This is a genomic window from Actinomadura barringtoniae, assembly GCF_017573505.1.
Lineage (GTDB): Bacteria > Actinomycetota > Actinomycetes > Streptosporangiales > Streptosporangiaceae > Spirillospora > Spirillospora barringtoniae.
On sequence record NZ_JAGEOJ010000001.1, the window covers coordinates 639,743 to 663,286 of the forward strand.

Genomic DNA, 23,544 nt, shown 5'->3' on the forward strand with positions numbered 1-23,544 from the left:
GGTGCCGGTATGTGCGATACGGCGGGCGGGATCAGCGAGGTCGTCGAGTCGATGCCGCGGCCGGCTCACGGAACGGCGGTCGATCCGATCGCGTTGGAGCCGGTCGACCAGGTGGAGATCGTCACGCTGGTGGACAACGTCTTCGACGCGCTACTGGCCGGGGACGAACGCGTCCGGCGGACGGCGTTCGGTGCGACCGGGATCGTCGAGGCGCCGCAGTTCGAGAACGGCATGACAGCGGCGGGGCTGGTCGCCGAGCACGGCTTCTCCGCACTGGTCAGGGTCGTACGGAACGGGCGGACCACGACGCTGCTGTTCGACACCGGCATGTCGCCGGAGGCGATGGTCACCAACGCGGAGCGGCTGGGGATCGGGTTCGACGACCTTCACAGCGTCGTGCTGAGCCACGGCCACTTCGACCACGCGGGCGGCCTCGCGGGGCTGGCCGCACGGACGCGGTCGCTGCCGATGGTCGTGCATCCGTACGCGTGGACCCGGCGGCGGCTGATGGTGCCGGGGGACGAGCGCGAGCTGCCGACGCTGAGCCGCAAGGCGCTGGACGGCGAGGGCTACGAGGTCATCGAACGCCGCGAACCGTCGCTGCTGCTGGACGGCTCCGTGCTGATCACCGGCGAGGTCGACCGTACGACCGGGTTCGAGCGCGGCATGCCGCCCGCGCACCAGGCCTGGAACGGCACGGACTGGGCCCATGACCCGCTGGTGATCGACGACCAGGCGCTCGTGGTCAACCTGCGCGGGCAGGGCCTGGTCGTGCTCACCGGCTGCGGGCACGCGGGCGCGATCAACATCGTCCGGCACGCGCAGCGGCTGACCGGCGTCGACCGGCTGCACGCCCTGGTCGGCGGGCTGCACCTGGGCGGTCCGGCGTTCGAGCCGGTCATCCGGCCGACCGTGAATGCCCTGACCGACCTCTCCCCCGCCCTGCTGGTCCCGGGCCACTGCAGCGGCTGGCGCGCCCAGCACGCCCTCGCCGCCGCGCTGCCCGACGCCTGGGTGCAGGGCAGCAGCGGCACGACCTACCGCCTCACCGCCTAGGACGCCCAGGACGCCCAGGACGCCTAGGGCCAGGCGGCGTGCGACTTCAACGAGCAGATCGACCGCAAGTGCCTCGGCCGCACTTGACCGCCCCCCTTGGTCGCGGCTGACAACCGTCGGCCTCGGCCGATCCCAGCCGTGACGCCGAGTTTCTCTTGATCTTGGCCCGGGTAGCGCCACCCCAGGTGTCCGGGCCGAGATCGGGGGAGGTTCCGGCGGACGTCCACGGGCGGCCGCCGGGCTCGACATGAAGATGCTCATTCGGGTCGCGGTCAGTGCGATCTCGCTGGCGGCGGCCGGTGTGGTGTGTTCGGGGCACGGGCAGCCGAGGGCGATGGCCGCGGCCGCCCCCGGGGTGCCTGAGCAGCCCAAGGTGATCTACGGCGAGGACTTCGAGAACAGGGCCGACCCGGGCAAGGAGCTGGGGCTCGCGGACTACACCGGAGCGAGCGGCCACACCTACACCGCCGACGCGTACTGGCTGGATCGCAGGGCGTGCAACGGGTTCGTCCTCGACTACGGCAACGGCCGTGAGGCCGGCGACTGCGATGCGCTGGGCAGTGGCGGCGCCGTCCATCACAACAACCTTCGCACGCTGCCGTACGCCCTCGGGACCCTGAACGACGGCGCTCCGGAGGACAACAGCGCGCTCGTCGGCTACACGGCGGGGAAGCCGACCGGGCAGGTCGAGTTCGAGACGAAGGACCCGATCACCAACCCGGCGGGCGGAAACCGGTTCCTGGCGTTCAGCGTCCACGGCGGCGTCCTCAACTGCCAGGCGAAGGCCCCGCTCTACCAGTTCCAGTTCGTCGACGGGACCGCCACCACCGACGTCGGCGGCCAGATCAACTCGTGCACGTCCGCGGGCGGGAGCACGGTGAAGGTCGCCAATCCGGGCGGCGGGACGACGACCGCCCGGGTGGGCACCTACTCCACCGAGGCGCTGCTGCACGCTCCCGGCTCGTTCAAGCTGAGGCTCCTCAACAAGCAGAACACCGACGCGGGCAACGACGGCGCGATCGACGACATCGTGCTGAAGGACGTGACGCCGTCCCTCGGCAAGGCCTTCAGCCCGGCGAAGCTCCCGGCCGGGTCGACGGCGACGCTGACGTTCACGATCACGAACACGGCGGAGCTCGGGGCCAAGGCGGGCTGGTCGTTCACCGACGCCCTGCCCACCGGGATGACCGTGGCCGAACCGGCGGCGTCCACCACCTGCTCGGCGGGGACGGTGACGGCCCCGGCGGGCGGCGCCGACGTCTCCGTCAAGGGCGATCTCACCAAGGGGCAGACGTCCTGCACCGTGACGGTCCACGTCACGGCACCGGCCGGAAAGTATGTGAACGGTCCCGACCAGACCACCGAGACCGGGCTCGACCCGCCGCCCGACACCCCGATCACGTTCGAGCCGAGGAAGCCCGGCCACTGCTCCGACACGGCCTACCTGATGCAGGGCACCGACTCCAGCCTGTACGGGCTCGACCTGGCCACCGGAACGCAGAGCAAGGTCAGCGGGCCCGCACAGAGCCCGTACAACGCGTTCGGCTACAACCGCTACGACGGCAAGCTGTACGGCATCGTCTCCAGGTCCGACTCGTCGGCGGCGGAACGGAGCGAACTCGCCGTCGTAGACCCGGCCGCCTCGGGCAAGACGCCCGTCCACGTCGTGCCGATCTCGCCGAAGCTCAGCGCGACGACGTCCTACAACGCCGGTGACGTCTCCGCGGACGGCAAGATCCTCTATGTGCGGGCGGCGGGGAACGGCACGCACGGCATCATCATGATCGATGTCGATCCCGGAGGTTCGACCGCCGGGCGGGTCATCGGGACCGGGCCCGCACTCAGCACGGCGACGATCATCTCCGACCTGAGCCACCATCCGCGGGACGGGATGCTCTACTCGGTCACCGACGACGACGGCACCGTGATCCGCATCGATCCGGGGACCGGGAAGGTGGACACGCTCGGCTCCGTCTCCGGTTGGGTGAAGGGCGACGCGGCCGGCGCGACGTTCATGGACGAGCTCGGCAACCTGTACGCCGTCGGCAACGACAGCGGGAAGGTGTACGAGATCGACCTGAGCACCGTCTCCGGCGGGCTCGCCCAGTACGGCGGGTCCGAGGTCGTCGGGAAGTCGCAGCCCACCACTCAGAACGACGGCGGCGCGTGCCTGGTCGCCCGGGACTTCGGTGACGCGCCCGACTCCTACAAGACCCTTCTGGCCTCCGACGGCCCCCGCCACAAGCTGAACGCGGCACGCGACCTGCTGCTCGGCTCGAAGGTGACGGCGTCGCCCGACGCCGACACCGTGCACACGCTGAACGCGGCCAACGACTCCGACGACGAGGGCGTGAGCTCGTTCCCCACGCTCGGCACCGGGTCGGGCGGCGCCTCCTACAGCGTCACGGCGGCGGTGCACAACACGACCGGCACCGACGAGCGGCTCAGCGCCTGGATCGACTTCGACCGCAACGGCCACTTCGACACCGATGAACGAGCCACCGCGACCGTCGCCGACGGGCAGAACAGCGCCACCCTCACCTGGAAGATCCCGGCGGGCATCACGTCCGGGACCAGCTACGCGCGGCTGCGGCTCGGCCCGGCGGTCGAGGTGGCCCAGCCCACCGGGGAGGCCTCCAACGGCGAGGTCGAGGACTACAAGCTCACCATCGAGGCCTCCAGCCTGAAGATCACCAAGACGGCCACGCCGAGCCCGGCCAAGCCGGGCCAGACGGTCACCTACACCGTCACCGTGCAGAACACCGGGACGAGCGACTACACCGGCGCCGCCTTCAAGGACGACCTCACGGGAGTGCTGGACGACGCCGCCTACAACGCCGACGCCAAGGCGGCGGGCGGCGGCACGGTGTCGTACGACTCCCCCGTCCTGAGCTGGACGGGCGCGCTTCCCGCCGGGCAGACCGCCACCGTCACCTACAGCGTCTCGATCAAGAAGCCGAGCTCGGGCGACAAGAGCCTGAAGAACACCGTCACCTCGTCCACGCCCGGCGGCAACTGCTCCGCCGGGTCCACCGACCCCGCGTGCACGTCGAACGTGCCGGTCCCGACGTTCACGGTGAAGAAGAAGGCCTCGACGGCCAAGGCCAAGCCGGGCGGCACCGTCACCTACACGATCACCGTCACCAACGGGTCCACGCCGTACACCGGGGCGACCTTCACCGACGACCTGTCGGACGTGCTCGACGACGCCGCCTACAACGCCGACGCCAAGGCGAGCGCGGGCACCGTCGCCTACGCCTCGCCCAGGCTGACCTGGACCGGCGACCTGGCCGCCGGCCAGGTCGCGGCCATCACCTACACGGTCAAGGTCACCTGAGAGCTCACCCGGCCCGGCACCGGCCCACGGCGGCCGCCCGGTCCGCTCCAACCGTCCGGCTCGCCGTCGCCGGACCGGCCGCCCCGAGCGTCCGGCACGCGCCGGGCGGGCGGAGCCGGACGACCGCCGCCGACGGGGGCGAGGTGACCCTGGCGCCCGTCTCGGCCTCGCCGGTGGCGACCGCACGGTTGACGATCTTGCCTCGGCGTACGTCCCGCCGGGTGACGGTGTAGGTGGCAGTGCAGGTCACGGCCTCGCCCGGATCGAGCGAGCGCGCGGCGGCCGGGCAGGTGGGTGAGAGCCGCTTCCCACCGCCGCTGAACGACAGCTCCCGGATGGCGACGTTCTCGACCGTCGTCCCGCCCGTGTTGGTGACCGTGAACCTGTACCGGATCCTCGTTCCGGCCGCTCCCAAGGCGGGCGTCGCCGACTTGACGAGCTTGAGGCTCGGCGGGTCGAGCACGACCCCCGGGAGAGGCGTGTGGACGACCTTGACCTCGCTGCCGTCCGGAGGCGACGTCACCGTTCCGCCGCCGGGGTCCTCGCCCGTCGCCGACGCCGTGTTGGTGATCGCTCCCAGCCCCATGTCGGCCTGCGTGGCCTTGTAGATCATCGCGCAGGTCATCGACGTTCCGACGGCGAGCGTCGTCTCGGGGCAGGTCACCGGGCCCGGCCTCCCCGTTCCGGAGAACGCGTCCTCGCGGACGGAAACGCCGGTCAGGGTGACGTTGCCGGTGTTGGTGACCAGGAAGGTGTACGTGACCCTCTCGCCGGGCGCGTGAACGACCTTCGGCGATGCGGACTTGGCGATGGTGAGGGCCGGGGCCGGGTCGGCCGGCACCTTGGTCTGAGACGGCGGCGAGGTCGGCGGAGGGATGGTGCCCGGCGGCGTCCCGGTCGCGGTGGCGGCGTTGGTCACCTTGCCCGCGTCCACGTCCGCCTGCGTGACCGTGTACGTCCCGCTGCAGGTGACCGTGGCCCCTGGCAGGAGCTTGGCCGCCTTGGCCGGGCAGGTGGGCTTGGGCGGGGTCCCCGATCCCGAGAACGCGGTCTCGGTCACCGTCACGTCCGTCAGGGCGACGTTGCCGGTGTTGGTGACCGCGAAGGAATAGGTGAGGACGAGCCCGACCTTGAGCACGGGGTTCGTGGGCGACACAGACTTGGTGAGCTTGATCGAGGGGTCGGGCGGGATGGTGACCGTTGAGGTGCACGCCCCGGGCTCGCAGTCGCCCGGATTCGCCGGTGTGAGCACGTTGACCAGCGAGCGGTCCCCGGCGACCGGGTTCTTGAGCTTCACGCTGTAGGTGATCGTGGCCGTGGCGCCGGCGGCGAGATCGCCCGTCCAGATCAGCTTGGGCGAGGCGAAGCGGACGGCGCCCTTGGTCACCCTGGCGTCCCTGTCGTACACCGCGTCGTCCAGCACCTTGGTGAGGTCGTCGGTGAAGGTGCGCCCGGTGACGGCGACCGTGCCGGTGTTCGCGACCGTCACCGTGTAGGTCACCTTGTCGCCGGGCCCGGCCTCGGTCTTGTCCGCCTTCTTGGAGATCTCGACCCGCTCCACCCCGACCGACGAGGCGCAGTCCGGGGCCGTCGATCCCGCCGGGCAGCCGCCGTCGTCGCTGACCACGGTGTTGGCCAGGACCCCGGCCTTGCAGTCCTTGCCGCTCCCCGGCGGGCAGTCGGCCCGGTGGGCGCTGGACCGGGCCGGCTGAACGCCGGCCAGGCTTGCCAGGCCCAGAGTCAGCGAGACGGCCAGCGCCACGATGATCGTTCTGTGCATCTCACGCCTTCCTCGGGCCGCCGAGTCCGCCGCCCGCGGATCAGTCGATCAAGGAAATACCTCAGACGGGATCGCCGGGGACTCCGGCGACCCTCTTGAGGGCATCGCTTGAACCAATCCAGGGAAGAGCCAGGAGAACCGGCGCGATCAGGGGGGGAAGCGTGCCGAATCCGAAGTCCCGTGGCGGCAGGTGGCGCGGCATCGTCGCGGCCGTCCTGATCGTCGTGGGCTGTCTGCTGGTGCCGGTGAGCGTGCTGGCCGTGTGGTCGAGCAACCAGGTCTCCGACACCGGTCGCTATGTCGACACCGTCGCACCGCTGGCCTCCGAGCCGCCCGTGCAGAACGCGATCGCGAACAGGGTCACCGACGCTGTGACCGAGCAGCTCGACGTGCCCTCGGCGGTGAACGGCGCGATCGACGCACTGGAGAAGCAGGGGCTGCCCGCGAAACTGGGCGAACGGCTCAGCGCCGTGTCGGGGCCGGTGAGCGAGGGCGTGGACGGCTTCGTTCACGACAAGACCCTGCAGGTCGTCCAGAGCCCGGCGTTCGCCAAGGTCTGGACCGAGGTCAACAGGGCCGCCCACCAGCAGATCGACCGGGTCCTGTCCGGGAACGGCTCGGACATGCTGAAGACCGAGGGCGACACGATCACGGTGGACCTCGGCCCGGTGGTCCAGCTCGTCAAGCAGCAGCTCGTCGACGCCGGCCTGAACGTCGCGAACGCCATCCCGGACGTCCACCCCACCTACCCGATCGCGCAGTCCGACGCGCTGGTCAAGGCGCAGCGCGGCTACAAGCTGCTCAACGCGCTCGGCTGGATCGCACCGATCCTGGCGCTGTTCCTGCTCGCCGCGGGCGTCTTCGTGGCCCGCGACCGGCGCAGGGCGCTCGTCGGCGCGGGGCTGGGCGTCGCCATCGCCATGGCCCTGCTCGGCGCCGGCCTGATCGTCGGGCGGCACGTCTTCCTCGACCAGGTGGCCGACCGGGCGGCGGGCGAGGCCTTTTACGACACGCTCGTCCGCTTCGTACGCGACGGGCTGCGGGCACTGCTGGTGCTCGGGCTCGTCGTGGCCGCGGGCGCCTACCTGTCCGGACCGTCCTCCACGGCCGTGCGCGTCCGCACGTTCTTCACCAGAACGCTGGGCCGGGGAGACAGGGGAAGCACCTGGGTCGGCGGCCACAAGGGACTTCTCAGAGCCGCGGTCGTGGCCGTCGCCGTTCTGGCGCTGGCCTTCTGGGACCGCCCCACCGGCCTGGTCGTCCTGACCCTGACCCTCCTGGTGGTCATCGGCCTGGCGCTCATCGAGCTCCTGGGCAGAACGGACTCCGGCAAGCCCGAAGCGGCCTGAGGTCAGCGGTGCTCGTGGCTGATCGCGTCGATGCAGATCACGATGGCCAGCAGGAGCGGAACGTCCTCGCCCTGGACGATCGAGACCCCGTAGGTGTCGCGGACGCGCATCCAGTGCTTGTTGATCTGGGCGATGTCGGTGCCGTCGCGCCGGATCGAGTAGTCGTGGTCGAGGATGTTGCCGTGGGCGCGCAGCTCGCCGGCGTCGCCCAGGTCGATCGCGAAGCGGTCGCGGAACCCGACGAGGTTCTTGTGCAGGGTGGCGGCCTTCTCGTCGCCGCGTTCGATGACGAACGTGTCGCGCACCCGGAGGACCTTGCTGTGAATGCGCAGCAGCTCGTGCCCTGAGGCGTCCTCGAACACGAACGTCTTGCGCAGCCGCAGCAACTTCCCGTCGACATGGAACGCCTTCTGGCCGACCCCGTTCTCGATCCAGTAGTCGTCGCCGATCGACAGCATCTTCTGCCGCATCTGGTACATGGAGGTGACCGCCGGCGGCTGAGCCTCCTGCTGCTTACGCCCGAACATCGCGCCTCCCGAGGGCCTCGGCACCGTTTTGAGCGAGACGGCCCATGCGTCCCAAATTCCCTGAAAGCCGGTAAAAGCAAGGCTTGCGGACCGCAAAGGCTCCGCTCGCGAAGGCCAGGCCGGGCGTGGCGGGTGATCACATCGGGGTAGGTCCTGGCCGCGATGAACGGACTCGACGAGCTGCGGCGGCTGGGCGGGCGACTGGGCAAGCGGCTGGGCAGGCCGAGCCCGCGTGACATCGTGGCCGGGCTGGTCACCGGGCTCTTCAGCATCCCCGAGGGGATGGCGTACGCGAGCATCGGCGGGTTCAACCCCGTCCTCGGCCTCTACTCCGGCATCGTCCCGACCATCGTCGGCGCGCTGACCGCGCGTACCGTCCTGATGGTCACCACGCTCACCAGCGCGATCGCGCTGTCGGCGCAGAGCGTGCTCGCCGAGGCCGGGCTCGACCCGCACGACCTGGGCAACGTCGCCACGCTGACCGTCATGGTCGGCGCGGTCATGCTGCTCTTCGGGGTGCTGCGGCTGGGCGCCGTGATGAGCTTCGTCTCCAACGCGGTGATGACCGGCTTCACCACCGGCATCGCCGTCCAGATCATCGTCGGTGTCCTCGGCGACGCGACCGGCTACGACCCGCACGGCCACAACAAGCTCCGCCAGATCTGGGACTGGATCGCCCACATCGGCTCGTGGAAGCTCTCCGCCGTCCTCGTCGCGATCGGCACCATCGCGGTGTGGGCGGTGACGTCGCGCGTACGGCCGCTGCGCGGGATCGCCACCCTGATCGCGCTGCTGGCCCTGACCGTCGTCGTGGCCGTGATCGGGGTCAAGGTCGAACTCGTCCGCGACATCGCCAAGATCCCGTCCTCGCTGCCCGTACCCCATCTGCCGGACCTGGCGGCGGTGCCGGACCTGGCCCTCGGGGCGGTCGCGGTGGCGCTCGTCGCGCTCGCCCAGGCCGCCGGGATCGGCGCGGCCGTCCCGAACCCCGACGGCAGCCGCAGCAGCCTGAACGGCGACTTCACCGCCCAGGGCCTGGCCAACCTGTCCGGCGGGTTCTTCCAGGCCCTGCCCACGGGCGGCTCGCTGTCCCGTACGGGGGTCGCCACCGGCGCGGGCGCCCGCGGCCCGTGGGCGGGCGTGTTCGCGGGCGTCTGGCTGGCGCTCGTCGTGGTGACCCTCGGGCACTACGCCGAGCTGATCCCGATGCCCGTCATCGGCGGCCTCATCCTGGTCGTCGGCGGCGAGCTGGTCTGGGAACGCCGCCACGACATCCGGCTCGTCCTGCGTACGTCATGGCTGTCGGCGTCCGCCATGATCGTCACGTTCCTGGCCACCACCCAGCTCCCGCTCCAGCAGGCGATCCTCCTCGGCGCCGCACTGTCGCTGCTGCTGTTCTGTGTCAGGATCTCGCGCGAGGCCCGCCTCATGCGCCTGACCCCCGGACCGGACGCCGGCCATTGGAGCGTCACCGACCTGCCCGAACGTCTGGAACCCGGCGACGTGGTCGTCCTGCACTACGCGGGCGTCAGCTTCTTCGCCGAACTCGGCCGCATCAACGACGCCTGGCCGCGGACCGACGACGCTCGCGGAGCGGTTCTCATCCTGAGCGTCCGCGTTCTCCCCGACGTTCCGTCCTCCGCCGTCATGAAGGTCTTCCAGCGCCGCGCACGCGAGCTCCAGGCCGGGGGCGGGACGCTGATGATCGCCGGGGTCTCGCCCGCGCTGAAGCGCCTGCTGGACGAGACGGGCACGACGGCGGTCATCGGAGCGGACAACATCTTCCCCGCCGAGCCGGAGATCTTCGCGCCGCTCGACAAGGCCTACGCCCGGGCCACCCGTTCCGGCGGCGGACCACCGGAACGGGCGGCGGGCGTCACGGCGTGACGATGTTGAAGTTGGGGTCGACGTCGTCGAGCAGGCCGATCAGCGTGGTGACGGCCTGCCGGTCGCCGTCGGCCTGGACGCCGTCCATGTTCTGCGTGGCGACCATCGCGAGCAGCTGCGGCTTGGTCAGGGTCATGGTGAGGTCGGCCGGGGTGCCGTCGTGGGCGTGGGACTGGGTGAGCACGCCGTTGGCCAGGCTGAGCCTGATCTCTTCCTTCAGGTCGGTGAAGTTCCAGTCGATGGTCAGCCGCGAGTCCCAGGCGCGCGGACCGTTGATCCTGATGGCCAGCGAGTCGAAGATCTGCTCGACGCTCAGGGCCCTGGCCACGTCCGGGCTCGCGGTGTCGAGGACGTTGTCCTGCTTGTCACCGCGCAGCTCCATCGCGCCTTGCAGGAAGAAGTTGCGCCACGTTCCGTTCTCGCTGCCCTGCCCCAGCTTGTCGTAGACATCGGCGAGCAGGTCGCGGGCGTCGGTGTTGCCGGCGTCGGCGAAGATCACGTAGTTGAGCACCTGCGCGGCCCAGCGCAGCTCGCCCGCCTCGTACGCCGCCTTGGCCTTGGGCAGGATCGCCTCCGCGCCGCCCATGAACTCCACGTGCTTCTTCGCCGACTCCTCGGGCGGCAGTTCCCACAGATGGGCGGGGTTGCCGTCGTACCAGCCCATGTAGCGCTGGTAGATGGCCTTGACGTTGTGGGAGACCGAGCCGTAGTAGCCGCGGGCGTGCCAGGCCTGGTCCAGCGCGGGCGGCAGTTCGATCATCTCCGCGATCTCGGCGCCGGTGTATCCCTGGTTGAGCATGCGGAGCGTCTGGTCGTGCAGGTAGGCGTACAGGTCGCGCTGCTCCGACAGGAACGTGGTCAGCTCCCGAGTGCCCCAGGTGGGCCAGTGGTGCGAGGCGAACAGCACGTCGGCGTCGGCGGCGAACATCTCGATCGCCTCGGTCAGGTAGTGGGCCCAGATCCGAGGGTCGCGGACCAGCGCCCCGCGCAGCGTCAGAACGTTGTGCAGGTTGTGGGTGGCGTTCTCGGCCATGCACAGCGCACGCCGCTCGGGGAAGGAGAAGTTCATCTCCGCCGGGGCCTCGGTGCCCGGGGTGAGCTGGAAGACGATCCGGACGCCGTCCACGACCTCCTCCTGGCCGGTCTCGGTGACCAGCAGGGTCGGCTCGATCAGCGAGATCGTGCCGGTGGAGGTGGTCTGGCCGAGCCCCGCGCCGATGTGACCGGCCGGGCTCTTGGGCAGCTCGGCCCCGTACATGAAGATGGCCCGGCGGTTCATCGCGGTGCCCGCGTAGACGTTCTCGGCGACCGCGTGCTCCAGGAACCCGGACGGCGCAATGATCGGGATGTCCGCGCCCTCGGGCACCACGCCGCGTACGCCGCCGAAGTGGTCGGCGTGCGAGTGGCTGTAGATGACCGCGGTCACCGGCCGGTCTCCCCGGTGCTCCTGGTAGAGGGCCAGCGCCGCCGCCGCACACTCGTTCGACAGGAGCGGGTCCACGACGATGACGCCCGTGTCGCCTTCGATGAACGAGATGTTGGACAGGTCGAATCCGCGGACCTGATAGATCCCCTCGGCCACCTGGTAAAGGCCGTGCTTGGCGGTGAGCTGGGACTGCCGCCACAGGCTGGGGTTCGCCGTGTCCGGGCATTCCGCGTCCAGGAACGCGTAGGCCTCGAAGTCCCACACCGTCCCGCCCGACGCGCTCTTGATGACCGGTTCCGACGTCGAGCCGATGAACCCCTTGTCGGCGTTCTCGAAGTCGGTCCGGTCCTCGAGCGGCGGCAGAGCGTTCACAGCTTCTCCTTCGGTGGGGTGTTCGTTGTCTTTTCCTCCTTGTTTCCAGGCTTCACTAAAGAGACAACCCCTGGGGCGTCCAATTCAGCTTTGCATCTCATTTACCGATCGCTGCCGTTCGAATTTCCCCGAACGGGAGATATGGCTTCCATGGATGATTACCCGCTGCTCAACCTCTTCTGGACCATGCTCTGGTTCTTCCTCTGGGTCATGTGGCTGTTCCTGCTGTTCCGCGTGATCATGGACATCTTCAGCAGCGACGACCTCAGCGGCTGGGGCAAGGCCGGCTGGACGGTCCTGGTGCTCGTCCTGCCCTACCTCGGCGTGCTGATCTACCTCATCGCCAGGGGCGCCTCGATGACCAGGCGCCAGGCGGAGCAGGCGGCCAAGCAGGAACAGACGTTCCAGAACTACATCCGCGAGACCGCGGGCACCGCGGGGTCCGCTCCGAACACCGCCGAGCAGCTGGAGAAGTTCGCCGACCTGAAGGCCCGCGGCGAGATCACCGACGAGGAATACCAGCAGGCCAAGACGAAGATCCTCACCTGAGCGGGGTACTCCCCTTTGCATGATCGACCAGAGAAGTTGATCAACAGATGACGGGGCCGCGCGCGACATCGCCCGCCCGCTCGGGCAGGACTCACGGGAAAGCGAATCACCCCGCGGTGACCGGCGGATCGGCACGACGCGGCCTGTGACCGCTCGGCAGTTCGTCTATTTCGGGGAGTGACCGCTGTGAGCGGTGCGAAGGCTGGATTCTGGACGCACACTCTGGTCATGGCGCTGGCTTCGGCGGTCGTCCTCGCCTGTCCGGGCACCGGCAGAGCACTGCCCGCCGGTCACGCAGGCGGAACGATGCCCGCCGTTCACCCGGGCGGCGGACTGCCCGCCGGTCACGCGGGCGGCGCACTGCCCGCGGGCCACCCAGGCGACGCGATACCTGCCGGTCACCCGGGCGGCGCACTGCCCGCCGGTCACCCGGGCGGCGCAATGCCCGCCGGTCACGCGGGCGGCGCACTGCCCGCCGTTCACCCGGGCGGCGCGCTGCCCGCCGGTCATGCGGGCGGAACGATCGCGGCCCGTCACTCTGGCAAGACCGTCCCTGCCGGACACGCGGGCGGGACGATGGCCGCCGGTCGCGCCGGAGCCGCACGCGCTGAACTGCCGTTCCGCCAGCGCTTCGGCGAGACCGCACGCGGCGGCATGGCCCGGGCGGGCAACAGCGTCGTCAGCTGCTATCCCCCGGCCAGCAGCAAGTGCACGAGCCAGCGCGACGGCACGGGTGCCAACAATCTCCCGGCCACCTTTCTCGACGTCGACAGCGACGGCTCGACGTTCAACTCCAGCACCGCCGACCTGTCGATGCCGGCCGGAGCCACGGTGAAACTGGCCAGGCTTTACTGGGGCGGCCGATCCGAGACCAACGACAGCACGCCCGGTCTTCCGGCCGGCAACAAGACCGCTCCCGACTTCGCCGCGCGCGGAACGGTGAAGCTCAAGACGCCCGGCGGGTCGTACCAGGACGTCACTGCGGCCGCCGCGGACATGGGCCAGACCAACACCGACAGCGCCTACGCGGGCGACGCCTACGGCGCCTCGGCCGACGTCACCTCGCTCGTCGCGGCCGCCGGAGCGGGCACCTACACCGCCGCCGACGTGCAGACCGCGCGAGGCTCGGACGGTCTGGGCGCGTTCGGCGGCTGGAGCCTGGTGGTCGTCTACGAGGACGCCGGGTCCCCGCTGCGCAACCTCACCCTCTACGACGGCTACCTCTACCAGGAGTCCAGCGACCCGCCGACCACCGGCACCGTCAGCGGATTCCAGACCCCCACCAACGGAACGGTCCACGCACTCCTCGGCGAGATCGTCTACGACGGCGACAGCGGCATCGAGGGGGACTACACGCGGGTCAAGACGACCAACGGGCCGCAGACCACCCTGAGCGACGCCGCACACCCCGCCAACGACTTCTTCAACTCGGCGGTCGCCACGCTCGGCGCCAACGAGACGGCCCGTGACCCCTCCTACTCCAACAACCTCGGCTACGACTCCAGCGTCATCGACGCCTCATCGGCCTTCCGGAACGGCGACACCGACGCCACGTTCTCGATCGGCACCAGCGGCGACACCTACTGGCCGCACGCGCTGTACTCCCAGATCGACCTGAACGAACCGAAGATCGACCTGACCAAGTCGGCGGCGGTGGTCGGCGGCGGCCCGGCTCAGCCCGGCGCCGAGGTGGAGTACACCATCAACGCCGAGAGCAAGGGTCCCGACGACGCGGTCGAGAGCGTGCTGACCGATTCGGTCCCGGCCGGGACGACCTACGTTCCGGGCTCGCTCAAGGTCGCCTCGGGCGCGAACGCGGGCGACAAGACCGACGCGTCCGGCGACGATCAGGGCGAGGTGGCCGGCGGCAAGGACATCACCGTACGGCTCGGGTCGGGGGCAGACGCGACCAAGGGCGGCACGCTGGCCGTCGGCGACACGACCTCGGTGACGTTCCGGGTCAAGCTGAACAACGAGAGCGCGGGGACCACGGTCACCAACACCGCCACGGTCGAGTACGGCGGCGCCGACTACCCGTCCGAGCGCACCAAGACCACCGCGGACGCCAAGACGCCGGTCGCCAAGGTGCAGATCGCCAAGACCGCGTCGCCCAGGAACCCGCTGCCCGGGGACAAGGTCACCTACACGGTCAAGGTCAGCAACCCGACGGACGTCGACTACAACGGCGTCGACTTCACCGACGACCTCACCAAGGTCCTCGACGACGCCACGTACGACAACGACGCCACCGCCAGCTCCGGGACGGTGGGCTACACCGCGCCCAAGGTCACGTGGAACGGCGACGTCCCGGCGAAGTCGACCGTGACCGTCACCTATTCGGTCACGGTCAAGGATCCGCCGACCGGCGACCTGGTGATGACCAACGCCGTCACCTCCACGACGCCCGAGACCAACTGCACCCCGGCCGCCGACGGGAGCCCGCCGACGGACCCGGCCTGTTCCACCTCACAGAACATTCCGAAGCTCCAGGTCAAGAAGACCTCGACGCCGGACGAGCCCAAGCCCGGCGAGAAGGTCACCTACAAGGTCACCGTGGAGAACGTCGGCAAGGCCGACTATCCGGGCGCTTCCTTCACCGACGACCTGACCGCGGTGCTGGACGACGCCACGTACGACAACGACGGCACCGCGGACAAGGGGACGGTCAGTTACGCCGCGCCCAAGCTCACGTGGACCGGTGATCTGAAGGTCGGCGAGACGGCGACGGTCACCTACTCGGTGACGGTCAAGGACCCGCCGACCGGCGACCAGACCATGACCAACGCCGTCGTGGCGTCCGGCTCGAACTGCGTGGACGGCAAGGAGGCGGATTGCCACAACGTCCACCCCGTTCCGAAGCTCACGGTGAAGAAGGTGGCCGCGCCGACCGACCCGCTGCCGGGCGGCAAGGTCACGTACACGGTCACGATCGCCAACAACAGCAAGGCCGACTACCTGGACGCCACGCTCACCGACGACCTGACCGGTGTCCTGGACGACGCCACCTACAACAACGACGCCACCGCCGACTCCGGCACCACGTCCTACGCCGAGCCCAAGCTCACCTGGAACGGCGACGTGGCCCAGGGCCAGACCGTCACGATCACCTACTCGGTCACGGTGAAGAGCCCGCCGGGCGGTGACGACGTTCTCAAGAACGCCGTCGTGGTGCCCGGGTCCAACTGCGCGGACGGCAAGGATCCCGACTGCGGCACCGTCGTCCCCGTTCCGGAGCTGAAGGTGCGCAAGACGGCCTCGCCCAAGGTGGCCAAGCCGGGCGAGACGGTCACGTACACGACGACCGTGGAGAACGTCGGCCAGGCCGACTACCCGGGCGCCAGTCTCACCGACGACCTGACAGGCGTCCTGGACGACGCCACGTACGACAAGGACGCCTCGGCCGACTCCGGCACCGTCTCCTACGCCGAACCCAAGCTCACCTGGAACGGAGACGTCGCCAAGGGGCAGACCGTCACCATCACCTACTCGGTCACCCTGAACGACCCCACCACCGGGGACGGCATCCTCAAGAACGCCGTCGTTTCGCCGGGGTCCAACTGCATCCTGGGCACCGAGCCGGCCTGCCACACCATCAACCCGGAACCGACGATCGAGTTCACCAAGAAGGCGTCTCCGCAGAATCCCGCGCCGGGCGGCACGGTGAAGTACACGATCACGGTCACCAACCCCGGCCGGATCATCTACACCGGGGCGTCCTTCACCGACGACCTCACCGGCACGCTGGACGACGCGACGTACAACAACGACGCCACCGCCACGGGGGGCACGGCCTCGTACGCCGCGCCGGTCCTGAGCTGGCAGGGCAACGTGCGGGCCGGTCAGACGGTCACCATCACCTACAGCGTCACCCTGAAGCAGCCCGCGACCGGTGACGGCAGGCTGACCAACGCCGTCGTCTCCGACAACCCGGGCGGCAACTGCCCGCCCGGCTCCACGGACCCGCGCTGCAACGCGGTCGTGCCGGTCCCCGACACCGACTTCGGCGACGCGCCCGACAGCTACAAGACCAAGTACGCCAGCGGCGGCCCGTACCACTGGCTCACCAAGGGCCTGACCCTGGGCACCACCTCGACCGCTGAACGGGACGCCCCGGACAGGCTCGACGGCACGAGTGACGGCGGGGAGGACGCGGTCCGCGGCCACGACCCGCTGATCAAGGGCGACACCTCGTTCGCGCAGGACGTCGCGGTGCGCAACACCACCCGCAGGCCCGCCCTGCTCGCCGCCTGGATCGACTTCAACCGGAGCGGCACGTTCGAGCCGGGCGAACTCGCGACGAGCCGGGTCCCCGCAGGGGCCACCAAGGCACGGCTGTCCTGGTCGAAGATCTCGGTCCCGGCCGCCGGTCTGACCTACGCCCGGGCCCGCCTGTACGGGGACCCGACCCGGCTCGGCGGCTACCGCATGGCCGCGCCCAAGCCGGGCCCGGCGGGCTACGGCGGACGCGGCGAGGTCGAGGACTACCCGCTCACCATCCGGCCGGGCACCCCGAAGCTGCACGTGGTCAAGACCTCCAGCGCCGGGAAGACCGTCAAGCCGGGCAGCCGGGTCCGCTACACGCTCACGATCAAGAACGTGGGCAACGCCGCGTTCACCAGTGCGAACCCGGCCGTCGTCACCGACGATCTCAGCGGCGTCCTCGACGACGCCCGCTACGACAACGACGCCAGGGCCAGCGCGCCGACCGTGAGCTACAAGCGGCCCAAGGTCACCTGGCGAGGCCCGCTGGCCGTGGGCGCGACGGTGACCGTCACCTACTCGGTCACCGTCCGCAAGAAGCCCCACGGCGACACCGTCCTCAGGAACACGGTCGTCGCGCCGAACTCCAACTGCCAGGCAGACGCCTCCGGCAAGGGCTGCGGAACCCGCACCAGGGTCCGCTTCCACCAGAAGTAGGCGAGCGCAAAGGAACCAGAATCACTGGGGGTACTCGCCTGGGCTGTTCCAGTACCAGTAGCCCTGGGCGGCGCCCGGGTGCGGGAGGCGGGGCGGTTGGGCCGTTCGGTATTCGAAGTGCCACCACTCGTTGTCGTAGACGCGGTAGAGGCCGTACCGGGCGCCGAACTGTTCGAGCCACCGGGCGCCCTCGGCGGGGCGGACATCGAGGGCGAGGCCCCGGACGTGGCTGGACTCGTCCGGGGGGAGGACCCGGCGGCGGGCTCTCAGCACCGAGCCGGTGCGGCGCACCTCCTCGGTGAAGATCCGGTACTGCTCCGCCGCGTCGCGGTGGCCTGAGGTGAGGCCGATCAGCTGGCCGTCGCGCCAGAACGCCTCGGCCCGCGCATGGGTGAATGCGGCCAGCGTCGCCGGGGCCAGCCCGCTGAGGTCTTCGGCGGGGAAGCGCAGGCCGAGCGCCCACTGGCAGGCCACGAAGCGGGCCCGGCCCGGTGCTCGGCAGCAGGCGATCGGCATCAGGAGCAGGGCGATGAAGCGGGTGGCCGCCGCGAGGAGGTGCGCCTTGATCGTCAAGCGTGGATTCGCCATGGTCAGGCCGTGCGCAGGGCCTCGGTCGGCGACAGCCTGGCGGCGCGCAGGGCGGGCATCAGGCCGGCGATCGCGCCGATGAGGACGGCCGAGCCGATGCCGCCCGCCCATGCCTCGGCGGGGATGACGACCGTCCAGCCCTTGACCCCGGCGTACACCGCCGTCGCCACGGCGCCGCAGGCCACGCCGATCGCGCCGCCGATGACCGCCAGCATGATCGCCTCCGCCAGGAACTGGCTGCGGATCTGGCCCTTGGTCGCCCCGAGCGCGCGGCGCAGGCCGATCTCGGAGCGGCGTTCGAGGACGGAGATGATCATGATGTTGGCCACGCCGACCGCGCCGACGATCAGAGCCACCACGCCGAGCCCGAGGAACAGGCTGTTGAACGCTCCCTTCGCGGCGGCACGGGCGGTGAGCGCGTCGGAGGGCTGGCTCACGTCGACCTCGTTCGGGTGCTCGGGGTTCGCGGTGCGCGCGAGCGCCGCCTGCACCTGGTCGACCGCGTCGGTCTTCGCCCGTATGTAGATCATGGTCGGCGGGCCGTCCGCCGCCTTGCCGCGGGACATGGTCGTGTAGCCGAGGTAGCGCCGCGCCGCGGGATACCCGACCAGGGCGCTCGAGTCGATCTCCGGCGCGAGCGTCGCGGGACTAAGGATCCCGGCGACGTAGAACCACTGGCCGCCCAGCCACACGCGCTGACCCGGATAGACGCGGCTGAACCCGAGGCGGCTCGCGGCCGCCGCGCCGAGCACGACGGTCGGCTGCGTCGCCGTCGCCTCGTTCAGCCAGCGGCCGTGGGCGACGCCGGCGCCCGCGACCTGCGGCAGGTTCAGGCTCGTCGCCTGGACCGACAGCCCGTTGGTGTTGATCGAGGGGATCAGCGGGCTCCGGTACGCCTTGGCGCCGTCGATCGTGCCGGTGTGCGCGACCTGCTCGACGGACCCGAGCCGCGACACCCGGTCGGGCGCCGCGACCGGCATGACCGCCGCCTCCTGGGTAAAGCTCTGGCCGGTCTTGACGGTCAGCAGGTTCGTGCCGAGCTTGTCGATCTCGGCCAGCAGGCCCGCCTGGGACGAGGACGACAGGCCGAGGACAGCGACGATCGCCGTGGTGCCGATCGCGATCCCGAGCGCGGACAGCGCCGCCCGCAGCGGCCGGGCGCGCAGCCCGGTGCTCGCCACCCGGGCCTGGTCGCCGGGGCGCAGGCGCGCCGGTACGAGGTGAGCCGGAACGCTCATGTCAGTCCACCTCTCCCGAGCCGCCGCGTGGGGCCGAACCGGCGAGCGCGCCCGCGGTCTCGTCGGAGATGATCCGGCCGTCCAGGACGTGCATCCGGCGCGGCAGGCGCGCGGCCAGGTCCCCGTCGTGGGTGATCATGATGATCGTCGTGCCCGCGGCGTTGAGCTCCCGCAGCAGGTCGAGGATCGAGGCGCCCGTGGCGCTGTCGAGGTTGCCGGTCGGCTCGTCCGCCAGGACGATCGCGGGCCTGCCGACCAGCGCGCGGGCGATGGCCACGCGCTGGCGCTCGCCACCGGACATCTTGGTGGGACGGAAGTCGCCGCGATGCTTGAGCCCGACCCGGTCGAGCGCCTCGGCGGCACGGCGCCGCCGTTCGCCGACCTCGACGCCCGCGTACAGCAGGCCGTCCGCGACGTTCTCCAGGGCGGTGGAGTGCTCGGCCAGGAAGAACTGCTGGAAGACGAACCCGATGCTGCGGGCTCGCAGCGCCGCGAGCTGCCGGTCGCCGAGCTTGGCCGCGTCCACCCCGTCGATCCGGACCACGCCGTCGGTGGGCCGTTCCAGCGTCCCCATGACGTGCAGCAACGTCGTCTTGCCCGACCCGGACGGCCCGACGATCGCGGCCAGTTCGCCGTGCCGGACGGTGAAGCTCACGCCGCGCAGCGCACGGACGGGCGACTGGCCCCCGTAGGTCTTGGTGACGCCGTCCAGCTCCAGCGCGGGAGCCCGGCCGTCGTCATCGTGAAGCGTGCTCATGAGGCCGGCACCACCACTTGGTCGCCGGTGGACAGGCCCCCGGACACCTGAACGAGCCCGTTGTCGTTGTCGAACATGCCGAGCGTCACGGGCACCAGCCGGTGCGGACGGCCCGCCGCGCCTGCCACCTCGACGACGTAGCCGCCCCCGGCCCGGCCCATCAGCGCGGTGACCGGAACGATCAGCGCCTTCTCGACGCCGGCGGTCGTGATCTGCACCTGAACGGGGGCCTCGTCGAGCTTCCCCGCGTCCTTGGGGCGCTTGAGCGTGATGTACACCGGGATCGTCGAGTTGGACGAGTCCTTGTCGCTGCTCTTGTCGGACCCGGACCCGGAACCGGACCCGGACCTGGCGACCGTTCCGATCCGGCTCACCTTGCCCGGGGTCGTCGTGTTGTCGGGAAGCGTGATCTGGGCACGGTCGCCGGTCTTGACCTGGGTCTGCTGGCCGGGATCGAGCTCCACCATCACCTGGCGCGTGGCCGTGGTGGTCTGCGCCATCTGCGCTCCCGCCGCCGCCCGCGTCCCGTCCTTGGCTATCGTCTTGGTCACCCGGAGCGGACCGGGCAGGAAGACGGCGTCCCCGAGCTTCAGCTGCCCGGTCTGGTCGACGCCCAGGTCGTCCTGCAGCTCGGTGACCGCCGCCGCGGTCGCCCATCCGTAGTAGTACGAGTCGGGATCGAGCTCGGACTTCTCGGCGTACCCGAGCCTCACGAGGTTCTTGTTGAGGTCGCGCACCTCGCGGCCCTTGTCGCCCTCCTGCAGGGTGCGGTACGCGGGCGTGCGGCCGCAGATCAGCACCACCGGCTTCTCGTCCACCCGGTAGAGGGTCTTGCCGCAGCCGATCTCCTTGCCCTCGCCGGGGACCCAGGTGTAGATGCCCTTGGCCTGGTTGATCACCGCGTACGGCGTCCCGTCGCCCTGGGCCGCGAACGACAGCGTCCCGCTCTGCGTCACCTGCGTGGACAGCGGTCCCTCCCGTACGGCCACCAGTGAGGTGCCATCGGCCGAGGCCGCGGGCCGGACGTCGTCGTCGCCGAACGGGTCGACCACGGCGACGACGACGCCCGCGGCGGCCAGCAGCACCAGGACCCCCACCCCGGCGATCACCTTCCGCCGCCCCCGCCGCCCGCGCCGCCGCGGCTTCCCGACTCCCAGACCCGCGTCCGGCTCCGGAACGCCCGAGCCAGGGCCCTCACCACGCTCACCACCGGACGTGCCAGAAGGCGCTTCGCTGACACCGGCGCTCATCCCCCACCGCCGGCGGGCCGCAGCGACTGGCACTTCTGGTCGGCGGCCTTGAACTGCGGCGAGTCGGAATCGGCGTTACCGATGTCCAGCTTTCCGCCCTGCGGGTCGGGGAAATCAGACACCCCGTTCTGGCGCATGCACTTCGCGTACTTCAGCGCCTGGGCCTGAACGGCCGGGTCCAGCTTGGAGGGGGCCTTCCATTCCGGTGGCCGCACCGACTCGCATTTCGCCGACGCGTTCTTGAACGACGGCGACTTGGGGTCGATCTTCCCCTTCGGCATGAGGAACTTGTCCCCGTCGATGGGGTCGGGCCAGTCCGGGACGCCGTTCTGGCGCATGCACTGCGCGAACTTCACATAGCGGTCGGTGCCCTTGCCTGCGGTACCGCCGCCCGCCGCCGCGGCGGTCGAACCGCTGGAAGAGGAGCCGTCCGACCCGCCGCAGGCCGCGAGCGCCGGCAGGAGGATCGAGAGTGCCGCCAGCGGCAGCACCAGGGCCCGTTTCGGCTTCACATTGGACATGCAATGGTCTCCTTCTCGTCTTTGTGTGGGCGATGGAGGCCATTTCTAGACAATGGGCGGTCACACCACGGTCAGTGCTCCTGTGACCGGGCTGTGACCGCGGCAGTGGTTAACCTGGGAAGCACGATGAGAGTGCTGGTGGCGGAGGATCACGCAGAGCTCGCGGCGTCCGTGGCCAGAGTGCTGCGCCGTGAGGGAATGGCCGTCGACGTGGTCCATGACGGTGAGGCGGCCCTTGAACGGACCGGGCTGTTGGACTACGACGTGGTCGTGCTCGACCGGGACCTTCCCGGGGTGCACGGCGACGAGGTGTGCCGGTCGCTGGTGAGCGGTACGCGCCGTACCCGCGTCCTGATGCTGACCGCGTCGGGCACGATCGCCGACCGGGTGTCGGGGCTGAGCCTGGGCGCCGACGACTACCTGCCCAAGCCGTTCGCGTACGCCGAGCTGGTGGCGCGGATCCGGGCGCTCGGCCGCCGGGCCCAGCCGGCGCTGCCGCCGGTCCTCGCCCACGGCGACCTGCGGCTGGACCCGTCGCAGCGGATCGCGACCCGCGCGGGGATGCGCCTGGCGCTGAGCCCGAAGGAGTTCGCGGTCCTGGAGTACCTGCTCGGCGCGGGCGGCCGGGTCGTGTCCGCCGAGGAACTGCTGGAACGGGTGTGGGACGAGGCGGCCGACCCGTTCACGACCACCGTGAAGGCCACGATGAACCGGCTGCGCTCCAAGCTCGGCCCGCCACCGGTGATCGAGACCGTCCAGCAGGGCGGCTACCGGATCGGCGGTGCCCATGCGGCCTCCTGACCCGCTTCGCCCGCCCGTCTCCTCGCAGCTGTCGTTCCGGACCGTGCGCATCCGCCTCACGGCCATGTACAGCGGGCTGTTCACGATCTGCGGTACGGCCCTGCTCGCGATCGTCTACTGGCTCACGGGCCGCGCGAGGCCGGGCGTGGTCATCGTCGACAGGCCGTGGCCCGCGCCGCAGATGGCCCGCGCGGCCATGGACCAGGCCCACCGGCAGGAGATGCAGCAGCTCCTGACGCGGTCCGCGATCGCTCTCGCGATCATGATCGTGGTCTCGATCGTGCTGGGCTGGCTGGTCGCCGGGCGCGTCCTGCGGCCGCTGCGCACGATGACGGCCACGATCCAGCAGATCTCCGCCCGCAACGTGCACGAACGGCTCGCCGTCACGGGCCCGCGCGACGAGATGAAGGACCTCGCCGACACCGTCGACGGCCTGCTCGGCCGCCTGGAGATCGCCCTCAACACCCACAAGCGCTTCGTCGCCAACGCCGCGCACGAACTGCGCACCCCGCTCACCCTGGAACGTGCGCTCCTGGAGGAGACGCTCACCGACCGCGAGGCCACGCTGGAGTCCTACCAGGCGACCTCGGAACGGGTGCTCGCGATCAGCAAGGACCAGGCGCGGCTGCTGGAGGCGCTGCTCACCCTCTCCAGCAGCGAACGCGGCCTGGACCGCCGGGAGCCCTTCGACCTGGCCGAGCTCGCCCGCGAGGCGATCGAGTCGGCAGGCCTCGAGGCGGACGCTCGCGGCGTGCGCGTCACCCGCCGGATCGCGCCCGCCCCGTCCGCGGGCGACCCCGCGCTGGCCGCACGACTGGTCGCCAACCTCGTCGACAACGCCGTGCACCACAACGTCCCGGACGGCCACGTGGAGGTCGTGACCGAGATGAAGGCCGGGCGGGCGTTCGTCACGGTGGTCAACAGCGGGCCGGTCATCTCGCCGGAACGGGTCGGCCGGCTCTTCGAGCCGTTCGAGCGGCTCGGCGGGCGGTCGGCGCACGACGACGGCCACCACGGCCTCGGCCTATCGATCGTCCGGGCCATCGCCACGGCGCACGGCGCGGGCATCGCCGCGCACGCCCTCCCGGGCGGCGGCCTGGCCATCGAGATCAGCTTCCCCGCCCATCTCCGCCCCCAGGTGCCCGAACGAGCCCCCGTCTAGTTCCGCGGTCTGCGCGGAGAACGAAGC

16 protein-coding genes are annotated in these 23,544 nt (G+C 70.6%); 8 read left to right on the forward strand and 8 right to left on the reverse strand.

The window, feature by feature from the left end; all coding sequences use genetic code 11:
- Positions 1-9: 9 nt before the first annotated feature.
- On the forward strand, positions 10-1,056 hold the full coding sequence (locus J4573_RS02880; RefSeq protein WP_208253592.1) for an MBL fold metallo-hydrolase: 1,047 nt from the start codon (positions 10-12) through the stop codon (positions 1,054-1,056).
- Between the two features lie 247 nt (positions 1,057-1,303).
- Positions 1,304-4,393, forward strand: coding sequence for a DUF7927 domain-containing protein (locus J4573_RS02885; protein ID WP_208253593.1), 3,090 nt, complete (start codon positions 1,304-1,306; stop codon positions 4,391-4,393).
- Positions 4,394-4,397: 4 nt separating this feature from the next.
- Here the strand turns inward: J4573_RS02885 and J4573_RS02890 are convergent, their stop codons facing one another.
- A complete protein-coding gene (locus J4573_RS02890) occupies positions 4,398-6,173 on the reverse strand; it encodes a CLIPPER-2 domain-containing protein (protein WP_208253594.1) in 1,776 nt (591 codons plus the stop codon).
- Between the two features lie 161 nt (positions 6,174-6,334).
- On the opposite strand from J4573_RS02890, the gene J4573_RS02895 reads away from it, so the two are divergent.
- Complete coding sequence (locus tag J4573_RS02895) at positions 6,335-7,522, forward strand: hypothetical protein (RefSeq protein ID WP_208253595.1); 1,188 nt, start codon at positions 6,335-6,337, stop codon at positions 7,520-7,522.
- A gap of 2 nt (positions 7,523-7,524) precedes the next feature.
- On the opposite strand, the gene J4573_RS02900 is transcribed toward J4573_RS02895, so the two are convergent.
- Positions 7,525-8,049 carry an LURP-one-related/scramblase family protein gene (locus J4573_RS02900; RefSeq protein WP_208253596.1) on the reverse strand — a complete coding sequence of 175 codons (525 nt, stop codon included), beginning with the start codon at positions 8,047-8,049 and terminating at the stop codon, positions 7,525-7,527.
- 162 nt (positions 8,050-8,211) lie between these two features.
- Between J4573_RS02900 and J4573_RS02905 the strand changes: the two genes are divergently transcribed.
- On the forward strand, positions 8,212-9,936 hold the full coding sequence (locus J4573_RS02905) for a SulP family inorganic anion transporter (protein WP_208253597.1): 1,725 nt from the start codon (positions 8,212-8,214) through the stop codon (positions 9,934-9,936).
- Here the strand turns inward: J4573_RS02905 and J4573_RS02910 are convergent.
- On the reverse strand, positions 9,926-11,734 hold the full coding sequence (locus tag J4573_RS02910) for an alkyl/aryl-sulfatase (RefSeq protein ID WP_372442794.1): 1,809 nt from the start codon (positions 11,732-11,734) through the stop codon (positions 9,926-9,928). The genes J4573_RS02905 and J4573_RS02910 overlap by 11 nt on opposite strands.
- 150 nt (positions 11,735-11,884) lie before the next feature.
- Here J4573_RS02910 and J4573_RS02915 point away from each other — a divergent pair, with 150 nt between their 5' ends.
- Both J4573_RS02915 and J4573_RS02920 read left to right on the forward strand, forming a co-directional pair.
- Positions 11,885-12,283: an SHOCT domain-containing protein gene (locus tag J4573_RS02915; protein ID WP_208253598.1), complete on the forward strand. Its 399-nt coding sequence runs from the start codon at positions 11,885-11,887 to the stop codon at positions 12,281-12,283.
- Positions 12,284-12,511: 228 nt separating this feature from the next.
- Positions 12,512-17,200, forward strand: a complete 4,689-nt coding sequence (locus J4573_RS02920; protein ID WP_208253599.1) for a DUF7927 domain-containing protein — start codon at positions 12,512-12,514, stop codon at positions 17,198-17,200.
- Positions 17,201-17,221: 21 nt separating this feature from the next.
- Here J4573_RS02920 and J4573_RS02925 read toward each other — a convergent pair whose 3' ends face one another.
- From J4573_RS02925 to J4573_RS02945, 5 genes are all read right to left on the reverse strand, one after another.
- Positions 17,222-17,773, reverse strand: a complete 552-nt coding sequence (locus J4573_RS02925) for a M15 family metallopeptidase (protein ID WP_243772308.1) — start codon at positions 17,771-17,773, stop codon at positions 17,222-17,224.
- Positions 17,774-17,790: 17 nt separating this feature from the next.
- Positions 17,791-19,026 carry an ABC transporter permease gene (locus J4573_RS02930; protein WP_208253601.1) on the reverse strand — a complete coding sequence of 412 codons (1,236 nt, stop codon included), beginning with the start codon at positions 19,024-19,026 and terminating at the stop codon, positions 17,791-17,793.
- A gap of 1 nt (position 19,027) precedes the next feature.
- A complete protein-coding gene (locus J4573_RS02935) occupies positions 19,028-19,783 on the reverse strand; it encodes an ABC transporter ATP-binding protein (RefSeq protein WP_208253602.1) in 756 nt (251 codons plus the stop codon).
- Complete coding sequence (locus J4573_RS02940; protein WP_208253603.1) at positions 19,780-20,892, reverse strand: efflux RND transporter periplasmic adaptor subunit; 1,113 nt, start codon at positions 20,890-20,892, stop codon at positions 19,780-19,782. The genes J4573_RS02935 and J4573_RS02940 overlap by 4 nt, the downstream gene beginning before the upstream one ends.
- Before the next feature lie 137 nt (positions 20,893-21,029).
- Positions 21,030-21,554: a hypothetical protein gene (locus tag J4573_RS02945; RefSeq protein ID WP_208253604.1), complete on the reverse strand. Its 525-nt coding sequence runs from the start codon at positions 21,552-21,554 to the stop codon at positions 21,030-21,032.
- Positions 21,555-21,680: 126 nt separating this feature from the next.
- On the opposite strand from J4573_RS02945, the gene J4573_RS02950 reads away from it, so the two are divergent.
- Both J4573_RS02950 and J4573_RS02955 read left to right on the forward strand, forming a co-directional pair.
- Positions 21,681-22,355, forward strand: coding sequence for a response regulator transcription factor (locus J4573_RS02950; RefSeq protein WP_208253605.1), 675 nt, complete (start codon positions 21,681-21,683; stop codon positions 22,353-22,355).
- Positions 22,342-23,517, forward strand: a complete 1,176-nt coding sequence (locus J4573_RS02955; RefSeq protein ID WP_208253606.1) for a sensor histidine kinase — start codon at positions 22,342-22,344, stop codon at positions 23,515-23,517. Before J4573_RS02950 ends, J4573_RS02955 begins: the two co-directional genes overlap by 14 nt.
- Positions 23,518-23,544 lie beyond the last annotated feature (27 nt).